Annotated in this window: 18 protein-coding genes; 11 read left to right on the top strand and 7 right to left on the bottom strand. The window is 61.7% G+C overall.

Annotation, left to right across the window (positions count from 1 at the left end; all coding sequences use genetic code 11):
• Positions 1-402 precede the first annotated feature (402 nt).
• Positions 403-1230 carry a TIGR02391 family protein gene (locus tag AB0L82_RS36390; protein ID WP_364647270.1) on the top strand — a complete coding sequence of 276 codons (828 nt, stop codon included), beginning with the start codon at positions 403-405 and terminating at the stop codon, positions 1228-1230.
• 363 nt (positions 1231-1593) lie between these two features.
• On the opposite strand, the gene AB0L82_RS36385 is transcribed toward AB0L82_RS36390, so the two are convergent.
• The 3 genes from AB0L82_RS36385 to AB0L82_RS36375 form a co-directional block, all read right to left on the bottom strand.
• Positions 1594-2181: a hypothetical protein gene (locus tag AB0L82_RS36385; protein WP_364647267.1), complete on the bottom strand. Its 588-nt coding sequence runs from the start codon at positions 2179-2181 to the stop codon at positions 1594-1596.
• Between the two features lie 133 nt (positions 2182-2314).
• Positions 2315-5020 (bottom strand): tetratricopeptide repeat protein, encoded by a 2706-nt coding sequence (locus tag AB0L82_RS36380; protein ID WP_364647264.1) that lies wholly within the window; start codon positions 5018-5020, stop codon positions 2315-2317.
• A gap of 8 nt (positions 5021-5028) precedes the next feature.
• Positions 5029-5394: a hypothetical protein gene (locus tag AB0L82_RS36375; protein WP_364647261.1), complete on the bottom strand. Its 366-nt coding sequence runs from the start codon at positions 5392-5394 to the stop codon at positions 5029-5031.
• Positions 5395-5959: 565 nt separating this feature from the next.
• On the opposite strand from AB0L82_RS36375, the gene AB0L82_RS36370 reads away from it, so the two are divergent.
• From AB0L82_RS36370 to AB0L82_RS36345, 6 genes are read left to right on the top strand one after another with little or no spacing between them, the layout of a single operon-like run.
• A complete protein-coding gene (locus AB0L82_RS36370) occupies positions 5960-6904 on the top strand; it encodes an LLM class flavin-dependent oxidoreductase (RefSeq protein WP_364647258.1) in 945 nt (314 codons plus the stop codon).
• The gene (locus tag AB0L82_RS36365; RefSeq protein ID WP_364647256.1) at positions 6904-8151 is read left to right on the top strand and encodes an amidohydrolase family protein; all 1248 of its coding nucleotides are present in this window, start codon (positions 6904-6906) and stop codon (positions 8149-8151) included. The genes AB0L82_RS36370 and AB0L82_RS36365 overlap by 1 nt, the downstream gene beginning before the upstream one ends.
• A gap of 22 nt (positions 8152-8173) precedes the next feature.
• Entirely contained in the window at positions 8174-8350 is a 177-nt protein-coding gene (locus AB0L82_RS36360; RefSeq protein WP_364647253.1) for a hypothetical protein, read from the top strand.
• A complete protein-coding gene (locus AB0L82_RS36355; RefSeq protein WP_364647250.1) occupies positions 8347-9594 on the top strand; it encodes an FxsB family cyclophane-forming radical SAM/SPASM peptide maturase in 1248 nt (415 codons plus the stop codon). The genes AB0L82_RS36360 and AB0L82_RS36355 overlap by 4 nt, the downstream gene beginning before the upstream one ends.
• 26 nt (positions 9595-9620) lie before the next feature.
• Complete coding sequence (locus AB0L82_RS36350; protein WP_364647247.1) at positions 9621-10619, top strand: radical SAM protein; 999 nt, start codon at positions 9621-9623, stop codon at positions 10617-10619.
• Positions 10619-12085, top strand: coding sequence for a radical SAM protein (locus AB0L82_RS36345; RefSeq protein ID WP_364647244.1), 1467 nt, complete (start codon positions 10619-10621; stop codon positions 12083-12085). Before AB0L82_RS36350 ends, AB0L82_RS36345 begins: the two co-directional genes overlap by 1 nt.
• 42 nt (positions 12086-12127) lie before the next feature.
• On the opposite strand, the gene AB0L82_RS36340 is transcribed toward AB0L82_RS36345, so the two are convergent.
• The 3 genes from AB0L82_RS36340 to AB0L82_RS36330 form a co-directional block, all read right to left on the bottom strand.
• Positions 12128-12919 (bottom strand): fused MFS/spermidine synthase, encoded by a 792-nt coding sequence (locus AB0L82_RS36340; protein ID WP_364647241.1) that lies wholly within the window; start codon positions 12917-12919, stop codon positions 12128-12130.
• Positions 12920-13020: 101 nt separating this feature from the next.
• Positions 13021-13617, bottom strand: a complete 597-nt coding sequence (locus AB0L82_RS36335) for a class I SAM-dependent methyltransferase (RefSeq protein WP_364647238.1) — start codon at positions 13615-13617, stop codon at positions 13021-13023.
• A gap of 65 nt (positions 13618-13682) precedes the next feature.
• Positions 13683-14747 carry an HEXXH motif-containing putative peptide modification protein gene (locus AB0L82_RS36330; RefSeq protein WP_364647235.1) on the bottom strand — a complete coding sequence of 355 codons (1065 nt, stop codon included), beginning with the start codon at positions 14745-14747 and terminating at the stop codon, positions 13683-13685.
• A gap of 519 nt (positions 14748-15266) precedes the next feature.
• Between AB0L82_RS36330 and AB0L82_RS36325 the strand changes: the two genes are divergently transcribed.
• Positions 15267-15689, top strand: coding sequence for a hypothetical protein (locus tag AB0L82_RS36325; RefSeq protein WP_364647232.1), 423 nt, complete (start codon positions 15267-15269; stop codon positions 15687-15689).
• Between the two features lie 251 nt (positions 15690-15940).
• Here the strand turns inward: AB0L82_RS36325 and AB0L82_RS36320 are convergent, their stop codons facing one another.
• A complete protein-coding gene (locus tag AB0L82_RS36320) occupies positions 15941-16534 on the bottom strand; it encodes a hypothetical protein (RefSeq protein ID WP_364647229.1) in 594 nt (197 codons plus the stop codon).
• A 579-nt stretch (positions 16535-17113) separates the two neighbouring features.
• Here AB0L82_RS36320 and AB0L82_RS36315 point away from each other — a divergent pair.
• The 3 genes from AB0L82_RS36315 (at position 17114) to AB0L82_RS36305 (ending at position 24728) form a co-directional block, all read left to right on the top strand.
• Complete coding sequence (locus AB0L82_RS36315; RefSeq protein WP_364647226.1) at positions 17114-20698, top strand: penicillin-binding transpeptidase domain-containing protein; 3585 nt, start codon at positions 17114-17116, stop codon at positions 20696-20698.
• On the top strand, positions 20695-22719 hold the full coding sequence (locus AB0L82_RS36310; protein ID WP_364647223.1) for a hypothetical protein: 2025 nt from the start codon (positions 20695-20697) through the stop codon (positions 22717-22719). The genes AB0L82_RS36315 and AB0L82_RS36310 overlap by 4 nt, the downstream gene beginning before the upstream one ends.
• A gap of 287 nt (positions 22720-23006) precedes the next feature.
• Positions 23007-24728: a hypothetical protein gene (locus AB0L82_RS36305; protein ID WP_364647220.1), complete on the top strand. Its 1722-nt coding sequence runs from the start codon at positions 23007-23009 to the stop codon at positions 24726-24728.
• Positions 24729-24804 lie beyond the last annotated feature (76 nt).

Here is a 24804-nt window from a genome sequence, read left to right as displayed (position 1 = left end):
ATAGGGATTCGAGCAGGGGCCCGGATGCTCGCGCAGGCGTTGTCGTTTCCTTTCTCATAGCCGTGTGCTGTTTGCCGGCAGCTCGGTAGAGGCTGTCATGGATGCCATCGGCGTAGAGCAACCCGGCCAGGTCGCGTCGGATCTTGGCTAGGCGCCCGTGAGCACGGAATCCTTCTGCCCCAACCAGAAGCGCGAGATCGGCAGCTGTCTGGTTGGCGATATCGATACCATGGGCCTTCGTTGCAGAGTGAGAGCAGTAGCGGCGGTGCCACGCAAGTAACGGTTGCTGGCTGTGCGAAAAGAAGCATCTTCGGCTGGCTAACGCGAAGTAGGATCAGGCTGCTTGGTTCGAGTAGTGAGATGCGCACGTGCACAGGCGTGCTGGCAACTTCGGGAGTTTCGGTGGCGAGACGTGAATGCTATGCAACTGCGCATCTACCGCACGGCCATCACCAGAACTGGCCACTGGCAGAGCAGATCGAGCGCGAATTGGATCGCGTTACCGCGCAGTGGCCCAGCGCCGGCCCAGAGATCAAGGCCGAAGGAATAAATGAACTTTACGGTCGGTATGCCTCTCTTCTCGATCTGCGCATTGTTCTCGCAGAGGATGCGCGCGACGTTACTCAGCTGGCGATAACGCGATTCTCGAAGAACGATGACGATGGATCCGAGTGGCACCTCGCGGTGTACTTGAACAAGCATCGCAGCGAAACGTCCTGGGTGTACGTATCTGGCCCCGTGCAAGCTACGTGCGACGCCCTTGCTCGGAATATGCAGGAATACATCCTCAAGCTGATCGACTACCCGACGGTCACTGGTGGGTCCGTACCCTCGGCGATGGAGACCAGGCTTCAAGGTCTTCATCCTGCGATCAAAGCGGGTGCAATTGCCCGACTGCGAACTGGCCACGGCGATGATGCTGTCGAGGAAGCCTGCAAGAGTATCGGCGCCCGGCTCCGCCGACTTGGCAACCTCGCTGACCAGGATGGCGCAGCTCTTGTCTCTGAGACCCTGGGGCGCAAGCGGTTAATCGCTCTCAACTCAGGTGCGACGCAAACGGAAGTGAGTGAGCAGGAGGGGTACATGTACCTTGGGATGGCGCTCTTTCGCGCCGGCCGAAACCCACGCGCCCACAGGCCATCTGATCCCGAGTTTGATGAAGATGAGGTTGTCGAGTGGCTCTACATCGCCAGTGCATTGCATCGAGTACTTGACCGCGTCGACCCGTAGGTGGGGCTGCTGCGGCATAGGTGACAACCGAATGGCTTCCAAGAAGGTCGGCCTGAGCGGATGTTGCACTTCCCAAATTGTATCCTAAAGGGATTTGCTGCTCCGGTCCGTGTGCGCCCGACCCACACGGATGGGTCCAACAATCCGTCGGCTGAGGCATCGGATCGTGCGTACACCTAGAGTCGCCGGAGTGCCGACGGCGGTTGTATGTGTCGGTGAGACTGGTTGATTCGTGTTGTTCGGGTATAGGTTCCAACCTCTCGACCTTGAGATCTGAAATGGGGGTGACGGATTGAGGGCTTCGTTGACGAATGAAAGAGGCGATCCGTAGCCTGCCTGGAGGACAGCGGAATGCTGAGGAAGTTAATTCCTTGTTGAAAGCGCATCAAGGAAGCGCCGCACAAACTGCGATAATTTGAATAGAGGGCCGGGTTCTGGTCCTGGCGGTGCTATCTCGACCGTTGAAGTATAGTCTGTTACCCAGCTACCCGATTCTTCGAACATAAGGAGTGCGCGGCGCAAGCGCTCGGTATGGCGTGGAAAGAGGTACGTCCCACTTCGAAGCCAACTGCGCCCACCTCTACTGTCGGTCTCTTGATAAAACTGATCCCAGGCTTCGACGTTGATTGCGCTGATCGTGAGAATGTCCGACGAGGTCTGAGAGTATTGAACGTTCTGGGTTTGCTCGCGCCGACCACCATGGAGCTCTCCATCACTTCCGAGGATAGCGACATCAGACCAGTTCCATCGCTCGAAATCATCTTCACCGATTGTGACTGGGCGCTCGTCGATTATCCAGCCAGTGATGCCGTCCTCATCTACCTGGAGTGGGGTTTGCTGTCGTACGTCGGCGACTCTCCGTGCGAGCGTAGCGAGCTCTTGTCTCACTTCAACCGTGGCTGTTGGTTGGTAGATTTCCCCGCTGATCATTGTTCCCTCGATGCTGTACATGCCATTTTGCGGTCGTAGCTAGAACCTCGCATTGTATGGGCAACCTCCATAGAGTATCGCTAACATTCACCCTATGGGGAAGGGTTATGTAGCGTGTCCTCGTGTCCTCGTGTGCTGTTTTTATAAAAGGCGTCTATTTGTGGGGTGCTGGTCGTTTGAGGAGTCTGGTTCTCCATCTGTCATACCAGGTCGAGGATTTGTTGCTGTTCGGAACTTGAGTGGTGGTGTGGAGCGGGTCGTGGTAGTCGGATTTGTCAATCCTGGCGAGAAGGTCGCGCGATGTCAGGGTCTCGGGGTGGTCGGGGCCGAGAATTCGTTCGCGGTCGACCAGAGTGGATTCGTAGAGTTCAGTGGCCTCGTCGAGTCTGCCCACCGCCTGGTACGCGCTGGCGAGATTGCTCCGTGCAGCAAGGGTTTCCGGATGGTCGGGGCTCAGTATTCGGATGTAATCGGCGACGGTGGCTTCCAACAAGGGGACACATTTGTCGAGTTGGCCCGCGCATCCGTAGGCATACGCGAGATTGTTGCGGGACGCGAGGGTTCGGGGGTGGTCGGGGCCTAGGATGCGTTCGCGGTCGACGAGGGTGGATTCGCGTAGCGCGATGGCTTCGTCGAGTCGGCCTGCGGATTCGTAGGCGCTGGCGAGGCTGTTGCGGGAGGCGAGGGTATCGGGGTGATCGGCGCCGAGAATCCGTTCTCGGTCAACCAATGTCGATTCGTAAAGCGCGATGGCCTCCCCGAGCCGACGTGCTGACTGATAGGCGTAGGCGAGATTGTTGCGGAAGGCAAGGGTCTCGGGATCCTCGGGGCCCAAGAGCCTTTCGCCATCGGCAAGAGCCGATTCGTGTGCGGAGATGGCTTCTTTGAGTCGGCCTGCGGACTGGTAGGCGTTGGCGAGGTTGTTCCGTGAGGCGAGGGTGTGCGGGTGGTCGGGGCCGAGAATTCGTTCGCGGTCGGTGAGGGTCGATTCGTGTGCGGAGATGGCTTCTTTGAGTCGGCCTGCGGACTGGTAGGCGTTGGCGAGGTTGTTCCGCGAGGCGAGGGTCTCGGGATCGTCTGGACCGAGGATTCGCTGACGGATCACCAGCGTTGATTCGTAGAGGACGATCGCTTTATCGAGTCGTCCCGCAGAGAGGTAGGCGTGTGCGAGGCTGTTACTCGCAGCGAGCGTAATGGCATGGAGAGGTCCGAAAATTCTTTCGCCATCGGCAACAGCGGACTCGTGTAAGGGGATCGCTTCGTCCAGCCGACCGGCGGACTGGTAGGCGTTTGCTAAATTATTGCGAAACCCGAGAGTCTCGGGATCGTCAGGCCCGAGAATAAGTTCACCATTGGCTAGAGCGGATTCGTGTAAAGGGATAGCTTTGTCGAGTCGGCCTGCGGACTGGTACGCGTGGGCGAGGTTGCTGCGGGCCCCTAGGGTGTTGGGGTGTTCAGGTCCAAGAATGCGTTCGCAGTCGGTGACAGCGGGTTCTATGAGCGTGATTGATCGGGTGATTTCGGCGAATTGACGCAGTAGCCATGCCGCCCGGACGCGTGTCAGCAGTATTGCTTCGGTAGCTGCTTCAGTGCCGGATTCCGCCAGTCCAGTTTTAGCGATTGCGTCGATCTGATCGATCAGGTGGAAAGTGCTATCTCGGGTCGCCCAGGTGTGTTCGCGCGATGCCAAACGCGGCACGATGGCGTCGACCGCGCGCGTTACAAGTCCGCCGATGGTGTTGTCAGACTGGGCTTGTTCGCGGATCACTCGGGCCACGAGCCGGTGCATGAGTACGGCATCGCCACGGTCTGACCAGTTGAGAATAGACCCGTTGACACAACATTCCAGGGCTTCGTCCACACGATCGCCTACGTCAGTGAGAATCTCCCGCTGTACACCTGCTGGCGACAGCATGGCCATCAGTCCGATGAGGTTTTTGATAGCGGCGTCGAGTTCAGGCTCCGTGGTGGCGATAGTGGTGTCCAGCGACAGCAGGACCGCTTGCACGACCGTACGTGGGTGATCGTGACCGGCTCTGCGAGCCAAGGCATCAGGTAGTCGCTTTTTCTGTAGAAGTGTGAGGTAGCGGGTGTAGTCGAGTCTGCGGCCGGTGATCGTTGCGGCGGCAGCGGACAGAGCGAGGGGCAGCTGGCCGAGGGCGTCCGCGACCTGCAGTGCGCCGACTTCATCGGTCAATCCGGTTGCGGCGTGGAGGAATTGGACGGCTTCAGCGTCTGTGTACCCGTCCAGGTCAATCGATTCGCCCATATCGCTGAAGGACCGGTCGGTCGTCGTGATGATCACTTTGACAGCTCCAGCCGTAGGAAGCAGGGCGCGGACCGCGTCGGGGTCGGTGGCGTTGTCGAACACCAGGAGTCCGTGTGCGCCGCTCCCGGACAGGTGATCCTTGAGTCGCCGTGTTGCGGCGACCGAATCTTGTTCAGTGTCAACTATTCCCAATAGTTGGGCGATTTCGGTGAGTCCGGTACGGGCGGTGTCGATGGTTTCGGTGTTGATCCATCCGACCAGTCCATTGCCGGCGTCAACCGCTTCGCGAGTGAGAGTGGCGGCAAGGTGGGTTTTGCCGGTGCCGCGCATACCTGTTACCACGACGATGCGCGAGCGGGCGATGGCTTCCTGCAGCCCATGAGCCTTGCCGCGGTCGATGAAGAATTTGGGCTGTTGTGGGATCTCGCCCACGACGATGCGATTCGCGCGTGTGAGGTGAGGCGATAATGCGATGAGCTGAGTGGTCTGGTTGATTGTGGTGGGGGCGTGGATATCTCGGACATGCGAGCGGTCGAGGGCGAGGGCTTGGTTGACCGGCGGGACAGGCGCGTCGGAGTGGTCGGAATTCAACGCGCCGGCTAAGGGGTGGGCGGATGCTCGGGTCCGGCAGTGATATCGCCGAACTTGAGATCTCGGGTAAATGTGCTCTTGCGGATTTCGGCGCCGGTTGCTTCGGATCGAATGTTCCCGGTTTCCATGCCAGCCGCTTCGACGTCGGTCAAGACCAGCCCTCGAGCGGGTTCCGTTGGTGCTGAGCCGTTCTGGCGGTGATGAAGCCACATCGACAGAGCGAAGCTGGTGAGGGTGAGTGCGCCGACACCTGCCCACAGCCAGGGGGAGTGTTCGCCGTCCGTCGCGAGGTTGATCGCGATCGCGAGCGCGGTGGTGACGAGTGCGGTTGCCGCAGTTGGTGCTGCGATGCGTGCTATCGCGGAGCTGACCACGACGTCCTCCCTGGTACCTGTCCAACAGCGGCGCGGATGCGGTTCGTGTGCGTCCGCCCGGTCAAGCCTAGGCAGAGGCAGGTTGGCATGTTACAAAATTCTTCGGATTTTCGCTGAACTCTAAATTCGCTACCCACCGACGAGTTGGTATGGAAATGGGAAGCATTGGGTGGTTGAAGGGATACTGTTCGTCTGGATTCGAAGGCGATGGGAGTTCGTCCGAGCTGATCATCATCCCTAATGCTGTTGCGGGACAACGAGTTTGTTTCCAGGCATGCGTTGGGTCGATAACCGGAAAAAGTGTCGCTAGCTCGCTGCACGTCACCGGTTCTTCGAAATATCTTGCGCGACAGCATTTTCTAGTCGCCGACCACGCAGAGGCTCGGTGATTGCAAAGACAGTGAGAGTGCACTGGAGGTAAAGTAACTCCTCGTTGCCGCCGATGGAGTACATCTCACGGCCGGTCTTATCGGCCACTGGCACGACATTGGACGGCGCTCGAGAAAATGGGTGAGGTAGTGGTACTTCTTTGTGCTTACTACCTATTCCGAGGGAGCGTGGCCTCGTGAGCGAGGAATCTGGTACCCGCCGTATTCGAGTGGGCTTAGGTCTCGGACTCGGACCCGTGTGGAACTCGCGAGCAGAGTTCGCCAGCTGTGTTGAATCGGTTGAAGCCAGCGGCTGGGATTCGCTGTGGTTGTCGGAGCATCTGACCGGGCCCACACCTGCGCCGCTGCCCGCTCTCGCCTTCGCGGCGGCTATCACCTCGCGAATCCGGTTGGGCACCTCGGTCACCGTCGTTCCGGGACGGAGTCCGGTCGACCTTGCGAAATCCCTGTGGACGGCGGCTCAACTCTGTGACGGACGATTACTACCTATCTTCGGGTTGGGCATCGCCGAGGGTGCTGAGCACTCGGCATTCAATGTGTCACCCCAGGATCGCGGCCCATGGTTCGACGAGGCCCTGCCTGTCATCCGTCAGCTTCTGCAAGGGCATCGAGTCACCGCCCATTCGAGGTTCTTCGAGTTGAGCGATATATGTGTCACCGACGGTCGGCCCGCACCAGTGACAGATCTGTGGATGGGCGGGCGCAGCGACGTAGAGCTACGCCGCACCGCGCGGCTGGGGGACGGCTGGTTGGCAAGTTTCGCGGACCCGCGCCAGACACGCCGAGGCATAGAGGTGATTACCAAGCACGCCAAGCACATTGGACGAAAGTTCGACAGCGGACATTTCGGATTGCTATTTCCCTATGCGCGGGAACGGCGTCCGGACACGATGACCGAGCTGCTACGGCGTGCGTACCCACTCGATGACCCTGACGAACTGTGTCCCGTCGGCATCGACGCACTGCGCGCCGTTCTCGACAACCACTCCGAAGCAGGGATCACCAAGTTCATCTTGGTCCCCGCTGAACGGCCTGATGATTGGGCTTCCGCCCTCGAATTGCTTCGTAACGACGTCACCGAGGCGACCACCCAGTCCAACTTCGCGAGATTGGCCCACTGATGTCACGCTCGACGAGACTTCCGATCATCGATGCCGACGCTCACGTCGTTGAGCCCTTCGAGCTGTGGGCTGAACGGATGCCTGCCGAGTTCGCGCATCTCATCTGGCGCCGGGAGGTCGGCGACGACGGCCGCGAGAAGCTCTTCTATGACGGCCAGGAGCTGGCCATCGAGTGGTCGACGGGAACGCTGAGCACACCGGGAGCGGTCCAGGAAGGCGGTCGGCTCGATATCGACATCGACACCGAAGTCGATGAGGGAGTGCGGAATCCACGTCGGCGGCTACAGCTCATGGATGAGCAGGGCATCGCCGTGAGTGTGCTTTTTCCCTCGATGATGCTGGGTCTCTCGGATATGCGCGAGGAACGAATCCAGGTCGCCTACGCCCGCGTGTACAACGACTGGGTTCGCGAATTCTGCGAAGAAGACCCGCTCAGACTCCGTTGGGGTGCGGTGGTCCCTGCTGAAGATCTAGCTGCCGCGGTCGCGGAAGGGGAGCGAGCCATCTCTGCGGGAGCGAGTGCCATCATGGTGCCCCCGATTTTCAACAAACGTCAGATTCCGGTGTCGGATCCGGCACTGGATCGCTTGCATGGCCTGCTGTCCGAGGCCGGTGTGCCGCTCGTCGTGCACGCCATCAATCCGGCCAACCGCTGCTTGTCGATCTATCCGCATCTGAGGGGTCGGGTGCAGTGGCAGATGGGTTACTCGTTCCAGAATCAACTCGCGACGATGCATGTGCTCGATTCCGACCTGCTTGTGCGACATCCGCGACTTCGGATCGGGTTCTTCGAGGGAGACATCGGGTGGGTGCCGCACTGGTTCGGCCGACTCGACGCCACACTGGCCAAGATGGCGTTGGTCTCGCCGCGCCGCTCTACTCCGGTCCTATCTGCGTTCAAACGCAACTGCGTGATGTCGAGTGACATGAATGACCCGCAGCTGGCGCACGCCGTCCGATACTTGGGTCCCGATGCGGTGCTGTTCGCATCCGACTGGCCGCATCACGATGGCACCTGGCCTGATCCGATCGTCGCCATCCGTGATCACGCGGAGCTGACCGATGCGCAGAAGCTCGACATTCTCGTGCACGCACCCGCCAGATTCTTCGACATCGACGTGGCTGCTCTGCTCAACCGACTCGGACCCGAGTGGGGCGTGAACTCTCCGCTTGCGACCATTCCGCCACTGCTGCCTCGCGGCCGCGGTCCTGCGATCGATGCGCCCAACGTGGCACCCGCGTACTGACGACAACAACAAAGGAGAGAATATGTCCACACCATCGCAGGATTCGTTGCGCGACCTCGCTCAGACCGAGGCGGCAGATGCCGCCGCTCAGGAGAGTGAGTCGGCGCTGGCCATGGCTTTGCGACGAGCCCGTGAAGACAATACCGAGTCGCGCTCGCAGCACCACAGCTACAACAGTCATTCCTCTCACCCGTGGTGACCGAGGTGCCCGACGGTGCGCTGTCGGCGGCGATATCTCCCGCACAGGAGTGGCCGGCGGCAACGCACTTCGACATTCCCGCGATGCTCGCGCAGGGGTGGCGGCCGAGCCCGTTCACGGAATTCGTCGTGAAGATCGCCAGCCGCTGCAACCTCGACTGCGATTACTGCTACATGTATCACGCCGCCGATCAGAGTTGGCGCGCGCAACCCAAACTGATGAGTCTCGACACGGTGGCGATGTTGGGGCGCCGGATCGCCGAGCACGCCACCAGCCACTCGCTCACCCGCGTGGGGGTATCCCTGCACGGCGGTGAACCGCTCTTGGCCGGCCCTGGCTACATCGATGAGTTCGCCACCATCTTGAGATCGGCGCTCCCCGAGGACTGCGAGATGTCATTGGTATGTCAGTCCAACGCCACCCTCATCACCGCCGAAATGGCAAAGGTCTTACAACGCAACCAGATCCGTGTGGGGATAAGCCTTGACGGTGACCGTGAAGCCAACGACCGGCACCGCCTCTACCGTGACGGCCGGTCGAGTTTCGGCGCGGTCATGCGGGGTATCGATACTCTTCGCAGTCTGGACGAGAGCTTGTTCTCCGGTGTACTCACCACAATCGATCTCCGGAACGACCCCCTCGCCACGTTCCAGCAGATCGTGGCCTTGGACGTGGAGCATTGCGATCTGCTGTTGCCCCATGCCAATTGGACAACTCCACCACCGGTGTACGGCGCCCGCTCTGCGACGTCGTATGCGGACTGGCTTATCCCCATTTTCGATCGGTGGTACGAGCAACCTCGACAACCGTTGCAGGTCAGAATCTTTCGCGACCTCATGAACCTATTGCTCGGCGGTGTCGGCGGGTTCGAGATGGTCGGGTACGGACCGGTGACACTGCTGAGCATCGAAACCAACGGTTCCATAGAACTGGTCGACACGCTCAAGACGGCTTACGAGGGTGCGACCGCCACCGCACTGTCGGTGAACGGGTCGCCGCTGGATGAGGCACTTCTTCATCCTGGGGTTGTCGCTCGCCAGATTGGGCTCGACGCGCTTGCCGCGCAATGTCTCGATTGTCGCTTCCGGGATGTGTGCGGTGGCGGGATGTACACCCACCGCTACCGCGCAGGCAGCGGATTCAAGAACCCGAGCGTCTATTGCGCCGACCTCTACGCCCTGATTGCCCATATCGAGACCCGGCTTCATGCGGACCTGAGCGCTCTGAACGGAGTCACCAGATGAGTGCCTTCGGTACCAATGTCCAAATAATGATCACCGAACGATGCAACCTCAAATGCGTTCATTGCGCAGTGCCAGAAGAGGATTCGCCCGTCTCGAGCGAGCTGACGACTGCAGAATGGGACGCCTTCATCGCGCTCATCGCTGCGGAGGGAGTTGAGGCACTGACCATCTCGGGTGGCGAGGCGTCGTTGCGCGCCGACGCGCCGCTGCTGCTCGAGGCCGCAGCACAGCGCATCGCGCGAGTCACACTGTTGACCAACGGTCTGATCCGAAACTCCGCGATCGCAGAGTTCGTCGCAGTGCAGCAACGCCATCCACACGTCGGGATGCACGTCAGTGTGGACGGAGCGTCGGCTGCTACCCATGACATCATCCGAGGGCGGGGGACGTTCCGCGCTACCTACTCGCGACTGGAAGCGCTGCGCGCGGCCGGTGGCGCAGTCACCGGCGTGCACACAGTTTTGCACCGTGACAACCTCGACGAGTTCGACGACATGGTGGCCTTGGTGCTCGGTCTCGGTGCGTCGGTGTGGACCGTGTTCCCGGTCGCCGCGCTCGGGCGGGCCAGACACGGCGGACTGACCAGCCTCACCCCCGAACAATGGGCGGCGGTGACCGCACGCCTGGCCGATGTGCGTTCCCGGCTGGGTTTGGACGTCGGGCAGATGGGCCCGGTACTGAACGATGATTGGCCCTCGCACATGCCGATGACTCCTCGCGGGCGAAGCGAGGTCAGTCATAACGTCGTTGTGGGCCCCGACGGCGCCATCTTCACGTGTCCACCGCTCCGCGACCACCTGCTCGGGACCGTGCGTTCTCAACACACCGCCAGCGATTGGCACACCACGCTGCGCGCGGGTGAAGCGATCGTCGAATCTGTTTGTCGTAGCTGCCAATTCAGACTTTTGTGTACGGGTATCGACCCCGACAGACCATTCCAACTTGTCGAGGAACCTCGCTGGGCGGGCCGCCCCGACGGAGTACTGGCCGAGCGATTGTCGATCACCGGGAACGGAGAACGCTGATGCCGGTGTGGATCGACCCCGCAAATCCGTTGTCGCCCTGGCGCGCCGCGGCGCACACCAATCCGCCGACGTCGGGCATGCTCACCGCAGCGCATCTTCATTGGCGTGCGGTCGAGGACTACTGGTTCGCGATCTCGGATCGCACCGGCGGTTGGGTCATCGCCTCCGATGCCGAACGCCACCAGATCACCTCCATATTGGGCACAGATATCGCGGATGTTGGGTTTCGCGGTGTGGTGCGGGACTTCTGGCGGCGCGGACTTCTCGAGGTCGATGACAACGATGTCGTCGAGGGCGCGGACTGGGCGTCGGCGATTGACGAGACTCGCACCTACTACGGTCTGGTACTGATTCTCAACTCCGGGTGCAACCTGGCGTGCACCTACTGCTATTTGGGTCACTCGGCACCGGAGCGCCGCAATGACATCGACCGAGAGATCGCCGAGGCGGCGATTGTCGCAGCATTGAACCGGCCAGAACCGCACGTGATACTCGATTTCGGTGAGATCGCCGCGGCGACGGCCATGTTCTACGAACTCGCCGCCTTCGCCGAGCGATCTGCTGCCGCTGCCGACAAAACACTGCGCATCGCGATTCAGACCAACGCCACAACGCTCAACGATCATCTGGTGTCCTTCCTCGTTGAACGCGATGCCATTGTGGGCGTCAGCCTCGATGGACCGGCAACGATTCACGATGTGGCGCGACCGACGCGGGGTGGTCGCGGCACTCACCGCAGAGTGGTTGCGGCACTCGAGCGTTGCCGCGCCGCCGGTCTGGACTATCACCTGATCGTCACCGTGGGCGCCCACAACGTCCGCGCCGCGGCCGAGGTCCTCGACGAGATTGCCGCCCTGCACCCGAAAACCTTCCTCTGCAAGCCGATCCTTGCCCACGGAGAGGCCAGTACCAGTTGGGACGCCGTTGGCGCGGACAACCACGACATCGCCACGTTCCTGGCGAGTTCGGTCCGCCGGGCCGCGCACGATGGATTGGAAATGCTCGACCAGTCGGCGACGAAATTTCTGTGCCGGATGATCGGGGAGTCCAGTGGCTGGAGGGAGTCGTGTACCTCACGCGACTGCGGTTCGGGGCGAAATATGCACGTGCTCAGTGCTCGTGGCGAGCTACATGCGTGTCCGAGATTCGTCGAACCCGGCAGTGGGCATCGGGTGACGCCCCAGACGGTGGAGTTGGTCTTGCAGCGCAAGATCGATCTGGTCGACGATGATCTGCACCAAAAGCCCACGACGTGTGCGGGGTGTCCGTGGTTGCGCAGCTGCGGTGGTGGATGCACCCTTTCCGGCAATCCGACATCGACTCCGCTACCTGATGCGCATTGCGAGTCGTATGTCGCGCAGCATGAGGCGATTGTCGACTATCTGTTGCCCGCGTTGATCTCCGGTCGGTTGCCGATCGACGGACCGCTGGCCGGGGCGCGAATCCGAGTGAGTGTCGATGCGTAGGTCCCGGCTGAGGACGCCCGGGACTGGGTGTGCGAAGCGGTTCTACCAAGTCGCGCCGAGAGTCTCCGGGGGTGGATTCGGGGACTGCGCCGGCGCTGCGTCGGTGAGGACTTCCGCTGCAGCGCACAACAAATCGATTTCGCTGTCGCTGCGCAGAACATAGTCCGGGTCGGCTGCGATGACAGCCGCCAACATGTCCTCGGTGCGGACGCGCAGATCCGTACACAGGACCGTGTGGTTGCCGAAGAACCGGTGGTGTGGCGACATCACTGTCGGCGCCATTGTCGTGGCCGCCCGCACAGTGGCGCACACGCGGGCGACGTACCGCATGTCGGGATGATCGATCAGGCCGTACACCAGTACACCGGGGCCACGCAGCACACGACGTAGCTGCGTGATGCATTCCACCGTGGTGAGGTCCTCGGGAACATGTCCTCCCACATAGGCATCCACGACGATCAGGTCTGCCGATCCGGTGTCGAGGTTGCCGAGCGCCGCGCGGCCCAGCTCGTGCAGCAGCGTGATCTGTGCAGCGGGCGGGAAGGGGACCCGCTCGAGGATCGCCTCGGTCATCGCTTGGTTTGGTTCGATCACTATCTGTCTCGACCCGGGATGGGTGTGGGCGAAGTAGCGGGCCAAGACCATTCCGCCGCCGCCGACGTGCACGATGTCGAGCGGTTCTGGCCGTCGGTGCAGCACAGATGCCGCGATGTGACGTAGGTAGCCCCAGGACAGGTCGTACGGATCATCAGGAACCACTCTCGACTGTGCAGCACCAGCAACCGATATCAGGAAGGCGTTGCCGTCGGGCTCAATCGTGAAGTCCTCGAACATGATTCGAGCATATGCCGCCGTCGGGATCAGGATTGGAAAACTCCTGGATTGTGTGGGTACCTGTCGTGGGGCCCGTATCCGACCGCGATGAGGTTCGTTTCCTATGCGAGGTGTGCGGACAATAGCCACGCGGGGAACGGCTCGTTCGAGGAGATGACCACCGAGGACGATGGTCGGTCGCCATTCTGTGAGAAGCCGCCCGAACTGGTGTCGTCTATTGAGGACTGCGGGGTCGCCGCGTGAATCCGAGCGGCAGTGATATCGGTGACTTCCCAGTGCGCAGCAACAACTTCGAATAGTTCGTCGGCAGTGACTGCTGCCACGGGAACGTCATCCGGCATCCCGGCACGATCGAAGACCAACACGAAGTACGAGGCGCCCGGCGCCGCGGCACGCACGATCGCTTGTTGATAGCGATGACGAAACGAGGGTGGGATGGTGTGGAACAACGCGCTGTCTACAACGGTGCCAAAACGACCGTCGAAACCCACGAACGACGTGGCGTCGGCGACCTCGAAGACCGCGTGTTCCAGGCCCCGGCTTTGGGCCGCCGTGCGGGCGACCGCGATTGCCGATGTGGACAGGTCGAGACCGACGGTCGCAAACCCACTGACGGCGAGATGTATTGCGAGCGCACCGGTTCCGCATCCCACGTCCAGCACCTCGCCGTGAAATGCACCCTTCTCGACCAGACTCAACAGGTCGGGCTGCGGAGTGCCGATGCTCGTATGGCACGGCTCGGACGTCGGGAACCAAACGGACACTAGAGCGCGCTGCGGGCGTCGGATGCTGCCGCTTCGGCCAGTGCCGTGCCCAACTCCGTCAAAACTCCGGCGGACAGCACCGCGGTCGCCGATTCGAAGACTTCTTCGGCGCGCCGGGCCACCAATTCGTCAGCGAATGTGGCCCATTCGACCTGTCTTTCGCTGACTTGTCGCCAAAAACGCATCACGGCGCTGAAGGCGACGATTCCGTGGAGCACCGCCCGAGTCGGTCGGGTCGCGCCCTTCCACGGTGAGTAGAACTCTTCGGCATTCTCCTTCTCGAAGTCACCGATCTCCAGGGCCATATTGAACAGGTTGTGATAGGACTCGTGGACCAGCGCTTCAGCAAAACATGCGGGATCGCCGATTCCCGGCGAAATGAAGGCAGCGCCAACGGCATCGGTTACCGAGCCACTCTCAATCTCGTACCGGCTGTCTCGACCGAAGTCACTGCCGTCCCGCTGTAGCAGGGGCACAAGCACTGTGGTCAACGATGCCACGTTGATGAAGTCGGGATTGCCCAAGTCGGTGATGAACCCCAGAGCATCGGAAACTACTGTGCGCCAAAGGCTCGTCACATGAGCATCGACGTGGTCAGACCAGATGTTCAGGGCCTGGTCGGCGTTGTTCACCTCGAGCCCGCCGATTACGTCGAGGCTGCGCAGACTTCCTGTCGCGGTTTCGCATACGAGGCCGGTGCCCGGCAGGTGCACGCTGCTGTTGGCCCAAAGCTCCGCGCCGCACAGTTCGGCGGTCGCATCTGCGTACTCGTGCGCAGCGCAGATTCGCAGCGCGGCACACACCGGGGCCCAGCTCATTGATGACGCCGCGACTTCGGATCGAGCTATCGAACCGACTGCGGGATGTCTGAAAACCTTTGTGAGCGTGCTGTAATCGACATCGTCGGGAGTCGACTCCGGTAGTGCGCTGGCGAATGTCTGGAGACGGAACGCGTACTCGTTGCGCCACCAGGCATCTCGCACGGCCCCCGGTTGAATGCGACCAAGCAAGGTCGAGACCAGGTGCGGGATGTCGATGTCAACGACGTCTCCGTTTGTCGTCACTCCACAAGCCTACCGAGTGCCCGCCAGCTTGGAGGTGAAACCAGGCGCGTACTGCGATCACGGACGACCGATTGCCGCCAAGGTCTTTCTCCCGGGCTGAAATCCTCAGCGCTGCATCGCTTTCGCGGTGTCAGGCGGTGCGTGTCACGCTCGCAGCACCTTCTATGACAGACCTTCCGGGAACGAATCTGCTGGCAACCGGCCGCACTGCCACCATAGTGAATACGTAGTCTCCGATACAGACGCCCCCGGCTGTTCGCCCAGCCACGGCGAATCTCGGATCAGAATGAATCTACCCGAATCCGTTGTCGCCATTGCTATTTCCCAGTAGGCATCGAGTCGATCTGCCGCGCGCGTTCGGTACAGGCTCGTTGTCGACTGTCCTTGGCTTACGATGTCGCGGATGCCCACGTGGAGAACCTATTACGTGATCTGAAAGGCCGTCCGAGCTCAGGTATGGGCAGCGGAGGATGGCCCGTTTTCTGTGGCGCCGCCGCCGCGACGTGGCCCTCTGCACCCGTGGATCGGATCATGTGCGGGTTTGGACGGGGTGGTGGGCGGTCGCGCGTTGCGCACCACTATCCCGGGCAAGACGGCGTGCGCGCCGGTGACCGGTTCCACGGTGATTTCACCGTCGCCGCGTCGAATCTGGTGTGGGTCGCCGATTTCACCTACGTCTACACCTGGGTCGTGGCGAACATGAAGACGACTGCGGTGATGACCAAGGCCCTCAACATGTCCGTGGCGAGGCATGATCCTTACGAGCGTCCGATCGAGCCCGGCCCGATCCATTACGGCTATGCCGGGTCCAAGCACACGCCGGTGAAGTTCGCCGAACCGATTGCTCTGCAGCAACTCTCGGCGCCAAGTGGTCCGTTGGCGATGCCTATGGCAGCGCCCTTGCTGGATCGATCATCCGCTTGTTCACGACCGAGGTCGTGAACCGATACGGTCTGTTCAAGACGCTCACCGAGGCCGAGGTCGGTGAGCGGTTACAAGAATGCCGGCCCCTCCTGGCCGGGCCACCTGGGTCCGACCAAATGCGAAGCCACGTATTACTGTGAACAGTGGACATGCAGACCGGCGCTGGTCTGAATCCGAAGCCGGTTCCTCGCTCGTGACGATTCATGCCACCGTACGTGCACCGGTGATCTGGGTTGTCGATGAGCGACGCGAGCAACTCCAGTCGAGGGTCAACGCTCCAGAAGCGATTTCAGCGCGAGGGAGAGTCCGACGCCTTTGGCGTGCCGAATGATTCGACCCGCCGTGCGGTCGCCGCGGTAGTGCCCTTCGTGGTCGTGATGATGGGTGAACTTGTGCTCACGATCCAGCTCGAGGACGTCGGCTTCCGTCATCGGCGCAGCGGTGCAGTCGTTCTCACGCTTCGTTGTCCCATCACGCCACAGCGTGAAGTCGTCCCACTTCCAGACTTTCAGCAGCTGTCCTTTCTCATCGAGGATCCAGAGCTTCTTCTCTGCGAACTCGTAGGCACGGTAACGGCGGGTGTTCTCTTGATCGATATTGTGGCTGGTGGTGAACAAAATCCAGTGGGGGCCAACAACTTGCTGAACAGTCGATCGGTTTTCGGTCGTTTTGTAGGTTTCGGTGCGCAAGCCGAGAAAACCCGCGCGGCGTGTCCTGGTAACGACGTCGCGAATGGTAACAGTGGTCGTCAGCGGCGGTTCTGCCTGTGCACGGGTCTCTTGCGCGACTCGCTTGGCGTAGCTCTGCAATCGACCGAACTCGAACACGCTGGCGTCGTACCGGCTGACGTTTCCGGGACTCATGGCTTCTCTCACTCCTTCGATGCCTCACCGGCTTCACAATCCGCACAAGTGCTGAGGACGACGAATACGCCACTGGCGCTATAGCATACGGCTGGACTCGGACCTGTGAGAGTTGATCGGATAAGCCTCTTGCTGAGTCTGGGCTGCACGACCGCGGAGTTCGGCGCCTCGATCTTCGAACATGACCGAGTCTCTGTGCTCGATTCCATCAGCCCAATCCCCGCTGTCGCCATGGTCGGGACTTCCGAGCTGCTGTGCCTGGGCGTTGAGTTTTTGCAACCCGACGGTTCAATAGGGTGAAGATTCAGTATGTGTCCGCGATAGGAGTTCGGTATTCATGCGCCGATGGCCTGTCATTGATCGTGTCGGGCGATGCTGTCCAGTGCGCATGTGGAATTTACCGACCTGTCGGTCTTTTCAATTAGAAAATACCGCTCGGGATGCGAATTCGATTATCGGAGAATTCGGTTTGCTGGATCCTGTCGAGGTGGCAGACTGGGGCATGCGGGTGTCTAATGAGTGCTCGATGGTTCGACGGAGGAAGTTCGGTGACGCCGGAATCGCAGAGGTTGGGTCCGAGTGTCGATTGGTGAGATTGTCCTTGCCTTTGTTCATCAATTTGCGGGCGGTTGGCAAGGAGTCAGTTATGCCGCTATTTTCGGCGGATTGATCCTCGCCGTGGTCAACGCGATCCGGTTTCTGCGCGGATCGGTAATGTTGTCTACGGACCCGGTTGCGGTGATGGACCCATTTGCTTGGCGGGTGGTGTTCTGGTCGGCTGTACCGAGCATCTACTGGCCTCTGGCCCTGATCTGGGCGGGCTTTCAACTCGGTGGTCTGGCCCGCCTGTTCTGGCAGCTGACGATCCTTGTCCTGGTCGGCATGATGGTGTCGCTCTCGATTCGAATGCTCCGGCATGAATCCCGAACGGCGGATGAGGTAGCTGGTACCGCAGTCGCGGTGGTTATCTCGTTGTCGGCACTGCTCATGTTCGGGCTGCTGTTTATCGCACGTCTTACCACTGCGCGCACGTCGGAGGTTTTCGACGGAGGCGCCGACCTGTTCGGAGATTCGTTCTACGAAACAACGAAATCGCTTGTGGTCGCTCCGGGTGTGCTACTGCTCGTTCTTATCGGAATGGCGCTCTGGCGAGGGTCGTGGCGTGACGGTCCAGTTCGGACCGAGGCGGCACGGGAGCGTGCTCGGTGGAGGTCGTCGATGCCGCCGTTGCGGATGCACGGTCGGTTGGGTTGGTGGGTTGCCTTCGGTGGAATCTGGTTTGTTGCTGCGCTCTTTATCGCGCCGTACATCGGGTACGAGCACCTCTCGATCTTCGGTATTCAGACACAGGAATTCGGGAAGCTGGCGTACTTCGCCGTATTGGCTCTAATACTCATTCGCTATAGCGATGGGTTCAGGATTCAGCATGCGCGATCCGGTAGCGCTCCTGGGCCATCGGACGGCATGCTCATGAGTTGGGCCGACATCTTCACAATGTGGGCACGCGCCATCAGCCGCCGAGCCCATATCGGATTGCCGTTGGTTCTTTTCGGGGCTGTCGCGATAGCTAACACGGTGCGTGGTGATCTCGGGCCGACCGTGCCGATGCTGCTCGCGACGGTGCCTGTCGTATTACTCGTGGTGCGGGTACAAGCCCGGCGTTCCCTTACCGCGACGAAGAGTGCGGGTATCGATCAAGAATTGGTCGTCAGCCGCAATTCGTGGCTGTACTCGAAGCCCCTTTTCACCATCGCTGGTTTGTTCCTGGTCATCGCGGTCGTGACCACCGCGTTGATCGGCCACGGCCGAGCGCGAGTGGACGCATGGGCGGACCCATGGGCCTATCCGTGGACCTCGCAGTGCAGCAATGATCTGGTCGCCGATCCAGCTCCGATGGCGCTGCCTGCGGGTTCGCGGCCATGCCTGTATACGTTCGCGGCGGTGCGGGCGAATGAAAGATCTCAAGTGTCGCAGGCGGTCGCTGTGCTCAACGATGGTGGGCTGTGGGGACGTGGACTCGCTGATTCGACATCGGGGCGCGTTCCGGCCGGACCCTATGACTTCATCCTGGCTCTGATCTGGAGCAAGTTGGGTGCGCTCGTGGTGCTCTTGCTGTCGTCGTTGATCGTCCTTCTCGCCTATGCGCTGGCGCGGCTGCCGATCGTCCTGCGAAATGGCAGCCGGGCCGGACTTCCCGGAACGGTCACGTTCGCGCCCGTATACGCCGCCGGTATCGCGGCAACGATTCTCGCGCAGTTCGTGCTGCAGTTGACGATGACGGTGGGGTTGGTGCCGCATTCAGGGTTGACTGCTCCCTTTTTGTCGCAGGGATTTCAATCGACGGTTGCCATGGGGCTGGGCGTGATCACTGCTGTGGTCGCGGCGTACCGTTCAGCGCCCGCGTCCGGAAAGACCGACCCGGGGTTCGTCGTTCGGTCCACACGTCGGCGTCCGCGGCTACCGGTGGCGTTTGTGGTGTTCGCCACCGTGCTGGTGGTTGTCATCGGCACGATTGTCGAGCCGTACCAAGGGCTTTCCGAGGCGCGACGACAGTGCACCGAGCGCGATGTCGACCGGGACACCGGGCAGGTCCACAGTACTGAATGCTCGACAGATCTCGTCGCCTCGGCGAGTTCGAACGCATTCATAGACCTCGGCGGCGGACCCGCGTTCGAGTGGGGGAGCGGGACGTGGATGCCGACCGGTTCGAGCGGACTCTCTGTGGCCGATATGGGCGGCATCCTCTTGCCGGGAGTGCTTCCGAGCGCACTGTCCAGCGCACGCGCCAACCCGCAACGGGCCGGTGCCGCAGCGCGTTTGATACCACCGGTCTCGAAAGGTGGTGCCGCGACGCTGAAATTGACGGTCGTACCGGGCATTCAACGTGCCATTGCGACCGCGACGGAGTCGAACGGTCCTGATGATGCCATGCCATTGCCGGCCGGCGTCGCTGTTCTCGATGCCGGTACCGGCGCTGTGCTCGGGTTGGCCAGCGCACCCACTCGTCGTGCCGCGACGGCGGCAACCGTGTCGCACCGTTCATGGGACGCGCAGGGCGACTTCGAACGTGCTCTCGCACAAGCCAATCGGCGCATCGGCCAGTGGAGACTCGATGGGCATGATGTCGAGCGTTCTGTCTGCGATGGCCTGCCCGAAGCCAAGGGATGCGTGCAGTGGCAGGCGATCGAAGAGCTTCCCCGGAGTGTCTCGCGTGATCCTGCGGACCTGCGCAGGTTCGTCGCTGGTGACCAGACGGTGCGCCTGCCCGCGGATGACGAGAACCGTTTCTTCGGAACCACTTTCGGGCTCGGATCGAGCTTCAAGGTTGTGATCGCCGCGGCGTACCTTCGGCAAGAGGGCACCACGGCTGATGATCTCCTTCCGGCACCGAAATCGGTGATCGTCAACGGTCAGACGATCGAGAACTACGGCAACAGCGCCTGTCCCTTCGCGGTCGATGACAAGATCAGCCTGACCAATGCCCTCGCGGTCTCGTGCAACACCGCGTTCGTGTTGTTGGTCCAGCGGTTGGGATGGGACAGAGTTCGAGACACCGCTGAGTTGTTCGGTTTTCAGGTCGATGCGACAGAGTCGGACACAGCGTGGCTGACCGGTGGAGGGACAGGGGTTGCGTCGACTGTTCCCAGTGATCCCAAGGATGTGGGTAACGTCGCGCTCGGTGGCGGGGCCGTGGCGGGAACGCCGCTGCAAATGGCTACGGTCATGGCCGCGGTCGCCAATCACGGAAAAGCGATCGAGCCGTCGCTCGTCTCCACGGTCACCTATCAGGACAATCCGGCGGCGACCTGGGTGAGCGCTGCGCAATCGCGGACTGTGATGTCGCCGACCGCGGCCCAGCAATTGCGCATCGGCTTGGCACGCACGGTACTTCCCGGCGGAACCGCGGCGGGAATGAAGGCGCCCGACGGTGGCGCGCTCTGGGTCAAGTCGGGCACTCACGAGTTGCTCTCGCCGAATCAGCCAAGTGCGCCAGGCGATTTCGTACGTCAGATCGCATGGATGGTGGGATTCGTCGAAATCCAGGGGCACGGTCCGGTTGCCTTCGCGGTCGAGGTTGCCACCCGTGATGAGCGCGCCGGTGCCCAACGGGTGCGATTCCTTGCTCAGCAGACGATCGATGCTATTGCCGCCGAGGGACGATGACGATCGCGCAGGAATACGAGGAACAACTATGGGCGCGGGCGGTGGAGGAATTCCGTCTCGCTGGATCGCGGCCGGATCTCGACAGCACCTCGGTAGTGGTCTGGACCCGAGCCGAGATCTCCGACCAACTGCGGACCGCCATTCGCGAGTCGTTTCGAACGCAGAGTGGTTCGGACACGATGAGCCTCCAGTTCATGGTCAGGCCGGACTTGGACCGGGATCTGGCCGTCGGGCTGAGCCCGACCCGAAGGGTCGAGGGCGGGGTCGTCGCGGTCCCGGTGTGGGATTCGCAATCACATGTGCTGGCGGTGATTTCGGAGGGGCGTGAACAGCACTACTTGATCGTTCCTTCGCACAGCTGGCAGGTGCTCGGTCGCGTCTCACCGACCGACCCGACTGTGCGGACCGGTGCGGCGCTCCTGCCGAGCAGGTGGGACGCGGTGCCCCGCGGAGCGCTGTTGTCCTACCGGTTCCACGGCGGCAGGTTGGTATTGGTGCGCTCGCACGATCGTGTGACCGATGCACCGGGAGTGGACAAGGTCGAGATCACTGTCGGAGGCCGGTTACTCGCACCGGGCGAGGAAAGCACTTTGAGCGCGGGGGAGGCGATCGAGCTCAGCTACGCGGTGGCGCATGGCGTCGCCGGTGTGCGGCTCGAGTTCAACCATTGGCGTTCAGTGGATCTCGCGGATGGGTTGGTGGCGCGGCCGGAGTCGGATCGTACGATCGACATCGCCGAGCAAGGTCAGCCGGTCGTCACTGTGCGCCCGCCCGAATCGGGAACGCCGATTCGCCTGAGGGACTTTCCCGTACCGTCCTCCGATGGAGAGCGGCACCCGCTGACCGCACGCGTGCTCACCTGTGAGGGCGTCGACTCCGATGGAACGCGGGTACACGTCAAAATCTATCGATGTGTGACCAGCGCGCATGCTCGATTCCTCCGCCAGATCCTGACCGAACAGGCGCGCCTGACCGGGGTGATCGCCGCGCTGTCCACGGTGCCCGCGATGGTGCGGGTGCGGATCGCCGAAATCGGTGTCGCGCAGCAGGAGCAGGGCGCGACCAGAATCGTCCGGAGCACTGGCGATCGCCCGCATCGCGCATCTCCCACAGCCGATGACGAGCTGCTCACCTCGTGGTTTGGTATCGATACGGGGCCTGGCCTCGACTGCTACATCGTTGCGCTGTCGCCATATCTGACCCCGATCGAATTCCCCGCGGTGCGGGAAAACCAAGCGCCCGTTGTCGATCAGCTGGTGTATCTGAAGCCGCTCGCACAGGGATTGGATGCGTGTCACGGGCTCGGCATCGCGCACGGCGACATCACCGTGAGACATCTGTGTCGTCGCGGAGGCCAGGACCTGAGCTACATCCTGGTCGATGGTGACAGCGTCGCCCGCACCGACGCCGATGTCAGCACCGTGCGTACTTCGCTCAAATACGCGGCTCCCTCGCTACTGGCGAGGATGTATGACAAGTCCGGCACCGATCCGAGGCTGCTTCGCACGTCCGACCGATTCGCCTTCGCACTGGTCGTGGTCGCGGCCGTGGCCGACCTCGAGCGGCTGGCCCGGTTGATCGGCAGGCGCCCCGACGAATTCGGTGTGGTCGATCGCCCCGGTGCGGCCGCGGCGGTGATCGGTGAATTCTGGGATCCGGAGTGGGCCATGTTCGCCGATGTGCTGGCCCGGGGACTCGACGAGCACCGACTGTCCGCAGACGACCACCTGCTCGCCGAGTGGATTCAGCGCTTGATCGACGCCAAACCTATTGCGCTGGAGAATGTTTCACCGCGCGATGAGCCGTCGAAGCTGGTCTATCGCGCACAGTTGGAGCGTATTCACGCCGACGCCCGGAACCGGCACAAGAGCGAAGTCGACGAGGTGGTCGCCGCCGGTCTCACGCGCGAGTACCGGGAGCTGGCCGCCCGGGCGTACTGGGGGTACCTGAGCATCTGGCTGGGGATTCTCGTCGTCGTGACAGGGCTCGCCCTGGTCTTCGTTGAAAGGATGGCCCTCTAGGTGAACGTCGGCAATATCCCCGTCCCCATGGCGGTCGCTGCGCTGGTCCCCACCGATATCCCTTCCCCGGCGGAGTTCAAATCGCACCTGTACGGAGACTGGGTGTGGGGAAGCGCATGCTTTGATCCCAGGTTTACCCGTGAGTTGAGCAGCTTGGACCAACACCTCGCCGATGCGGTAACGATGGGTCGGCGAGTCGCGCGAAGACATCGCAATGTGGCTATTGCTCTTACCGCACTGGGTATTTCGCTTGTCGCGGGCGTCATGCTTGCGATCGGAGGCCTGCGATGAGCGGGTCGCAGTCACTTCCGCCCGCGCTGCGGCCCCGCTGCAGTATCTGCGGCGCGAACCTCACCGCATGGGCGAATCGCAACCTGATGCCGGGGGTCGAGGTTCGTACCGCACCGGTCGACGACCGGATGGAATATCAGCTCCGCCTACTCGGGGTCTCAGCGCAGACACGGTGCAGTCGGCAGTACACCGACGTGCACGGCGTGAACGTCTTCCACGTGTGCGGTGCCGGTCATATCTACTTCGTACGCAATGAGTACGTGGGTATCTCCGCACGAATGCCTGTCGCCGAGTCGAAGGTGGACCTGGTGGCAATCCTGGGCAGTGTGGCGGCTGGTAAGAGTTATTTGACCGTCCGCACGCTCAATCAGTCACTGGCCCGCCCGTATGGCAGCGGGTGGCTCTCGGTTGCGGCGAATCCGGGCAAGGTCGTCGAGTCGCGGCCGCTGAGCATGTTGGAGTCCGAGTACGACTTGATGCGTGGCACCGGACAACCGATGCAGGCCACGCAGCTCGACAGCATGCTGCCGATCCAGTTTCTCCGGGATATCCATCCGGGGCTGGTCGCGGACATGACCACGCTGATCGGTGAGGCGACCCATCGTCCCGGATTGCAGAACGCGGCCTGGCTCAGCACAATTCGCCAGCCGGTAGTGCGCCGATATGCGATAGGCGAGACGGAGATGATGCTGGCTGTCGCGGACCTGTCCGGTGAGACCTTCGACAGCGCGAGCCGGTTGCGTGATGGCGCCGCGGAATCCCAGCACACGCTGATGCTGCACAAACTCGCCGAGTTCGACACGCTGGTGTGGGCCGTCGATCCGGCGGTATCCACGGAATTCATCAGCTGGGGCGCCAGCGGAGACGAGACCCTGGTGGCGAGTACTCGTCCGGAGGGCCTGCGGCGCGATCTACGTCAGGTGCAGACCAATCGCGAAGGGAATCAAAGCTATGTCGCGGACTTGCTCGCCGACTCCAACGAGCTGAACCGCGACAGCGCGTGGCGTCAGCGTCTGGTCGTCGTCATCACCAAGAGTGACCTGCTCGATGAGGCATTGGCCAGTGGACGACAGTTGTCCGAGCTCGGGGAGGAGGGTGCTGTCCTCGAGGCGATGGTGAGTAATCTGCGGTACCTGCTCGACAAGGCCGCAGCCAACGATCCACGCTGGCAATTCTCCCGAGATCCACAGACTGCCCAGCTATTTCGCCGACTCTCACTGCGTAATCGGACCAGTCGCGAGGCGGCGCTGGGGCAGTTCGCCACCGCGCTACTCGAGCACTTCTCCAAACGTGACGCCTTCTGGGCACTGGTCCATACCGGGACGCCCATGGTCATCGACGTACCCGAGGCCGAACCTGCCGTCGATCATCCGCCGTACGTGGTGCGCCTGGGGTCGATCAAGGACTATCTGGAGCTGTCCTTGATGGAGGCGGACCGCGGCGCGTTGAATATGCACGACATCGTGATGTCGACGCTTGCCTGCGGAATCGCCGGGGGTCTCGGGTTCGGTGGCGAGGTCGCCACGATGCTCAATCAGTCCCAGCGCACCGTCATGTTCAGTCTGTGCTCGCCCTTCGGGGGCGTGCCGAAAATGCGTCCGGCACAAGAAGACTCGATTGAACTGCGGGGCTCATCACGGGTGTTTCCGCTTCGCAAAGACCGCTCGGCCGGGCTCGTGCAACTGCATCTTCACCTGCTCAGGAGGTGTCTCGCGTGACCAGTCTCGCCGATCCGGTGGTCGTCGAATGGGGTGATTGGACCGGTGGTTCGGGCTTCGTTCAGCATCGTGGCTC

The sequence above is a fragment of the Nocardia sp. NPDC052001 genome, from assembly GCF_040680615.1.
GTDB lineage: Bacteria > Actinomycetota > Actinomycetes > Mycobacteriales > Mycobacteriaceae > Nocardia.
This window is presented reverse-complemented; position numbering and strand designations above follow the sequence as displayed.

Coding starts and splice junctions, on each gene's coding strand:
- AB0L82_RS36345 (WP_364647244.1), top strand. CDS start 10,619: ATGCCGGTGTGGATCGACCCCGCAAATCCGTTGTCGCCCTGGCGCGCC.
- AB0L82_RS36360 (WP_364647253.1), top strand. CDS start 8,174: ATGTCCACACCATCGCAGGATTCGTTGCGCGACCTCGCTCAGACCGAG.
- AB0L82_RS36340 (WP_364647241.1), bottom strand. CDS start 12,919: ATGTTCGAGGACTTCACGATTGAGCCCGACGGCAACGCCTTCCTGATA.
- AB0L82_RS36320 (WP_364647229.1), bottom strand. CDS start 16,534: ATGAGTCCCGGAAACGTCAGCCGGTACGACGCCAGCGTGTTCGAGTTC.
- AB0L82_RS36385 (WP_364647267.1), bottom strand. CDS start 2,181: ATGTACAGCATCGAGGGAACAATGATCAGCGGGGAAATCTACCAACCA.
- AB0L82_RS36310 (WP_364647223.1), top strand. CDS start 20,695: ATGACGATCGCGCAGGAATACGAGGAACAACTATGGGCGCGGGCGGTG.
- AB0L82_RS36350 (WP_364647247.1), top strand. CDS start 9,621: ATGATCACCGAACGATGCAACCTCAAATGCGTTCATTGCGCAGTGCCA.
- AB0L82_RS36365 (WP_364647256.1), top strand. CDS start 6,904: ATGTCACGCTCGACGAGACTTCCGATCATCGATGCCGACGCTCACGTC.
- AB0L82_RS36305 (WP_364647220.1), top strand. CDS start 23,007: ATGAGCGGGTCGCAGTCACTTCCGCCCGCGCTGCGGCCCCGCTGCAGT.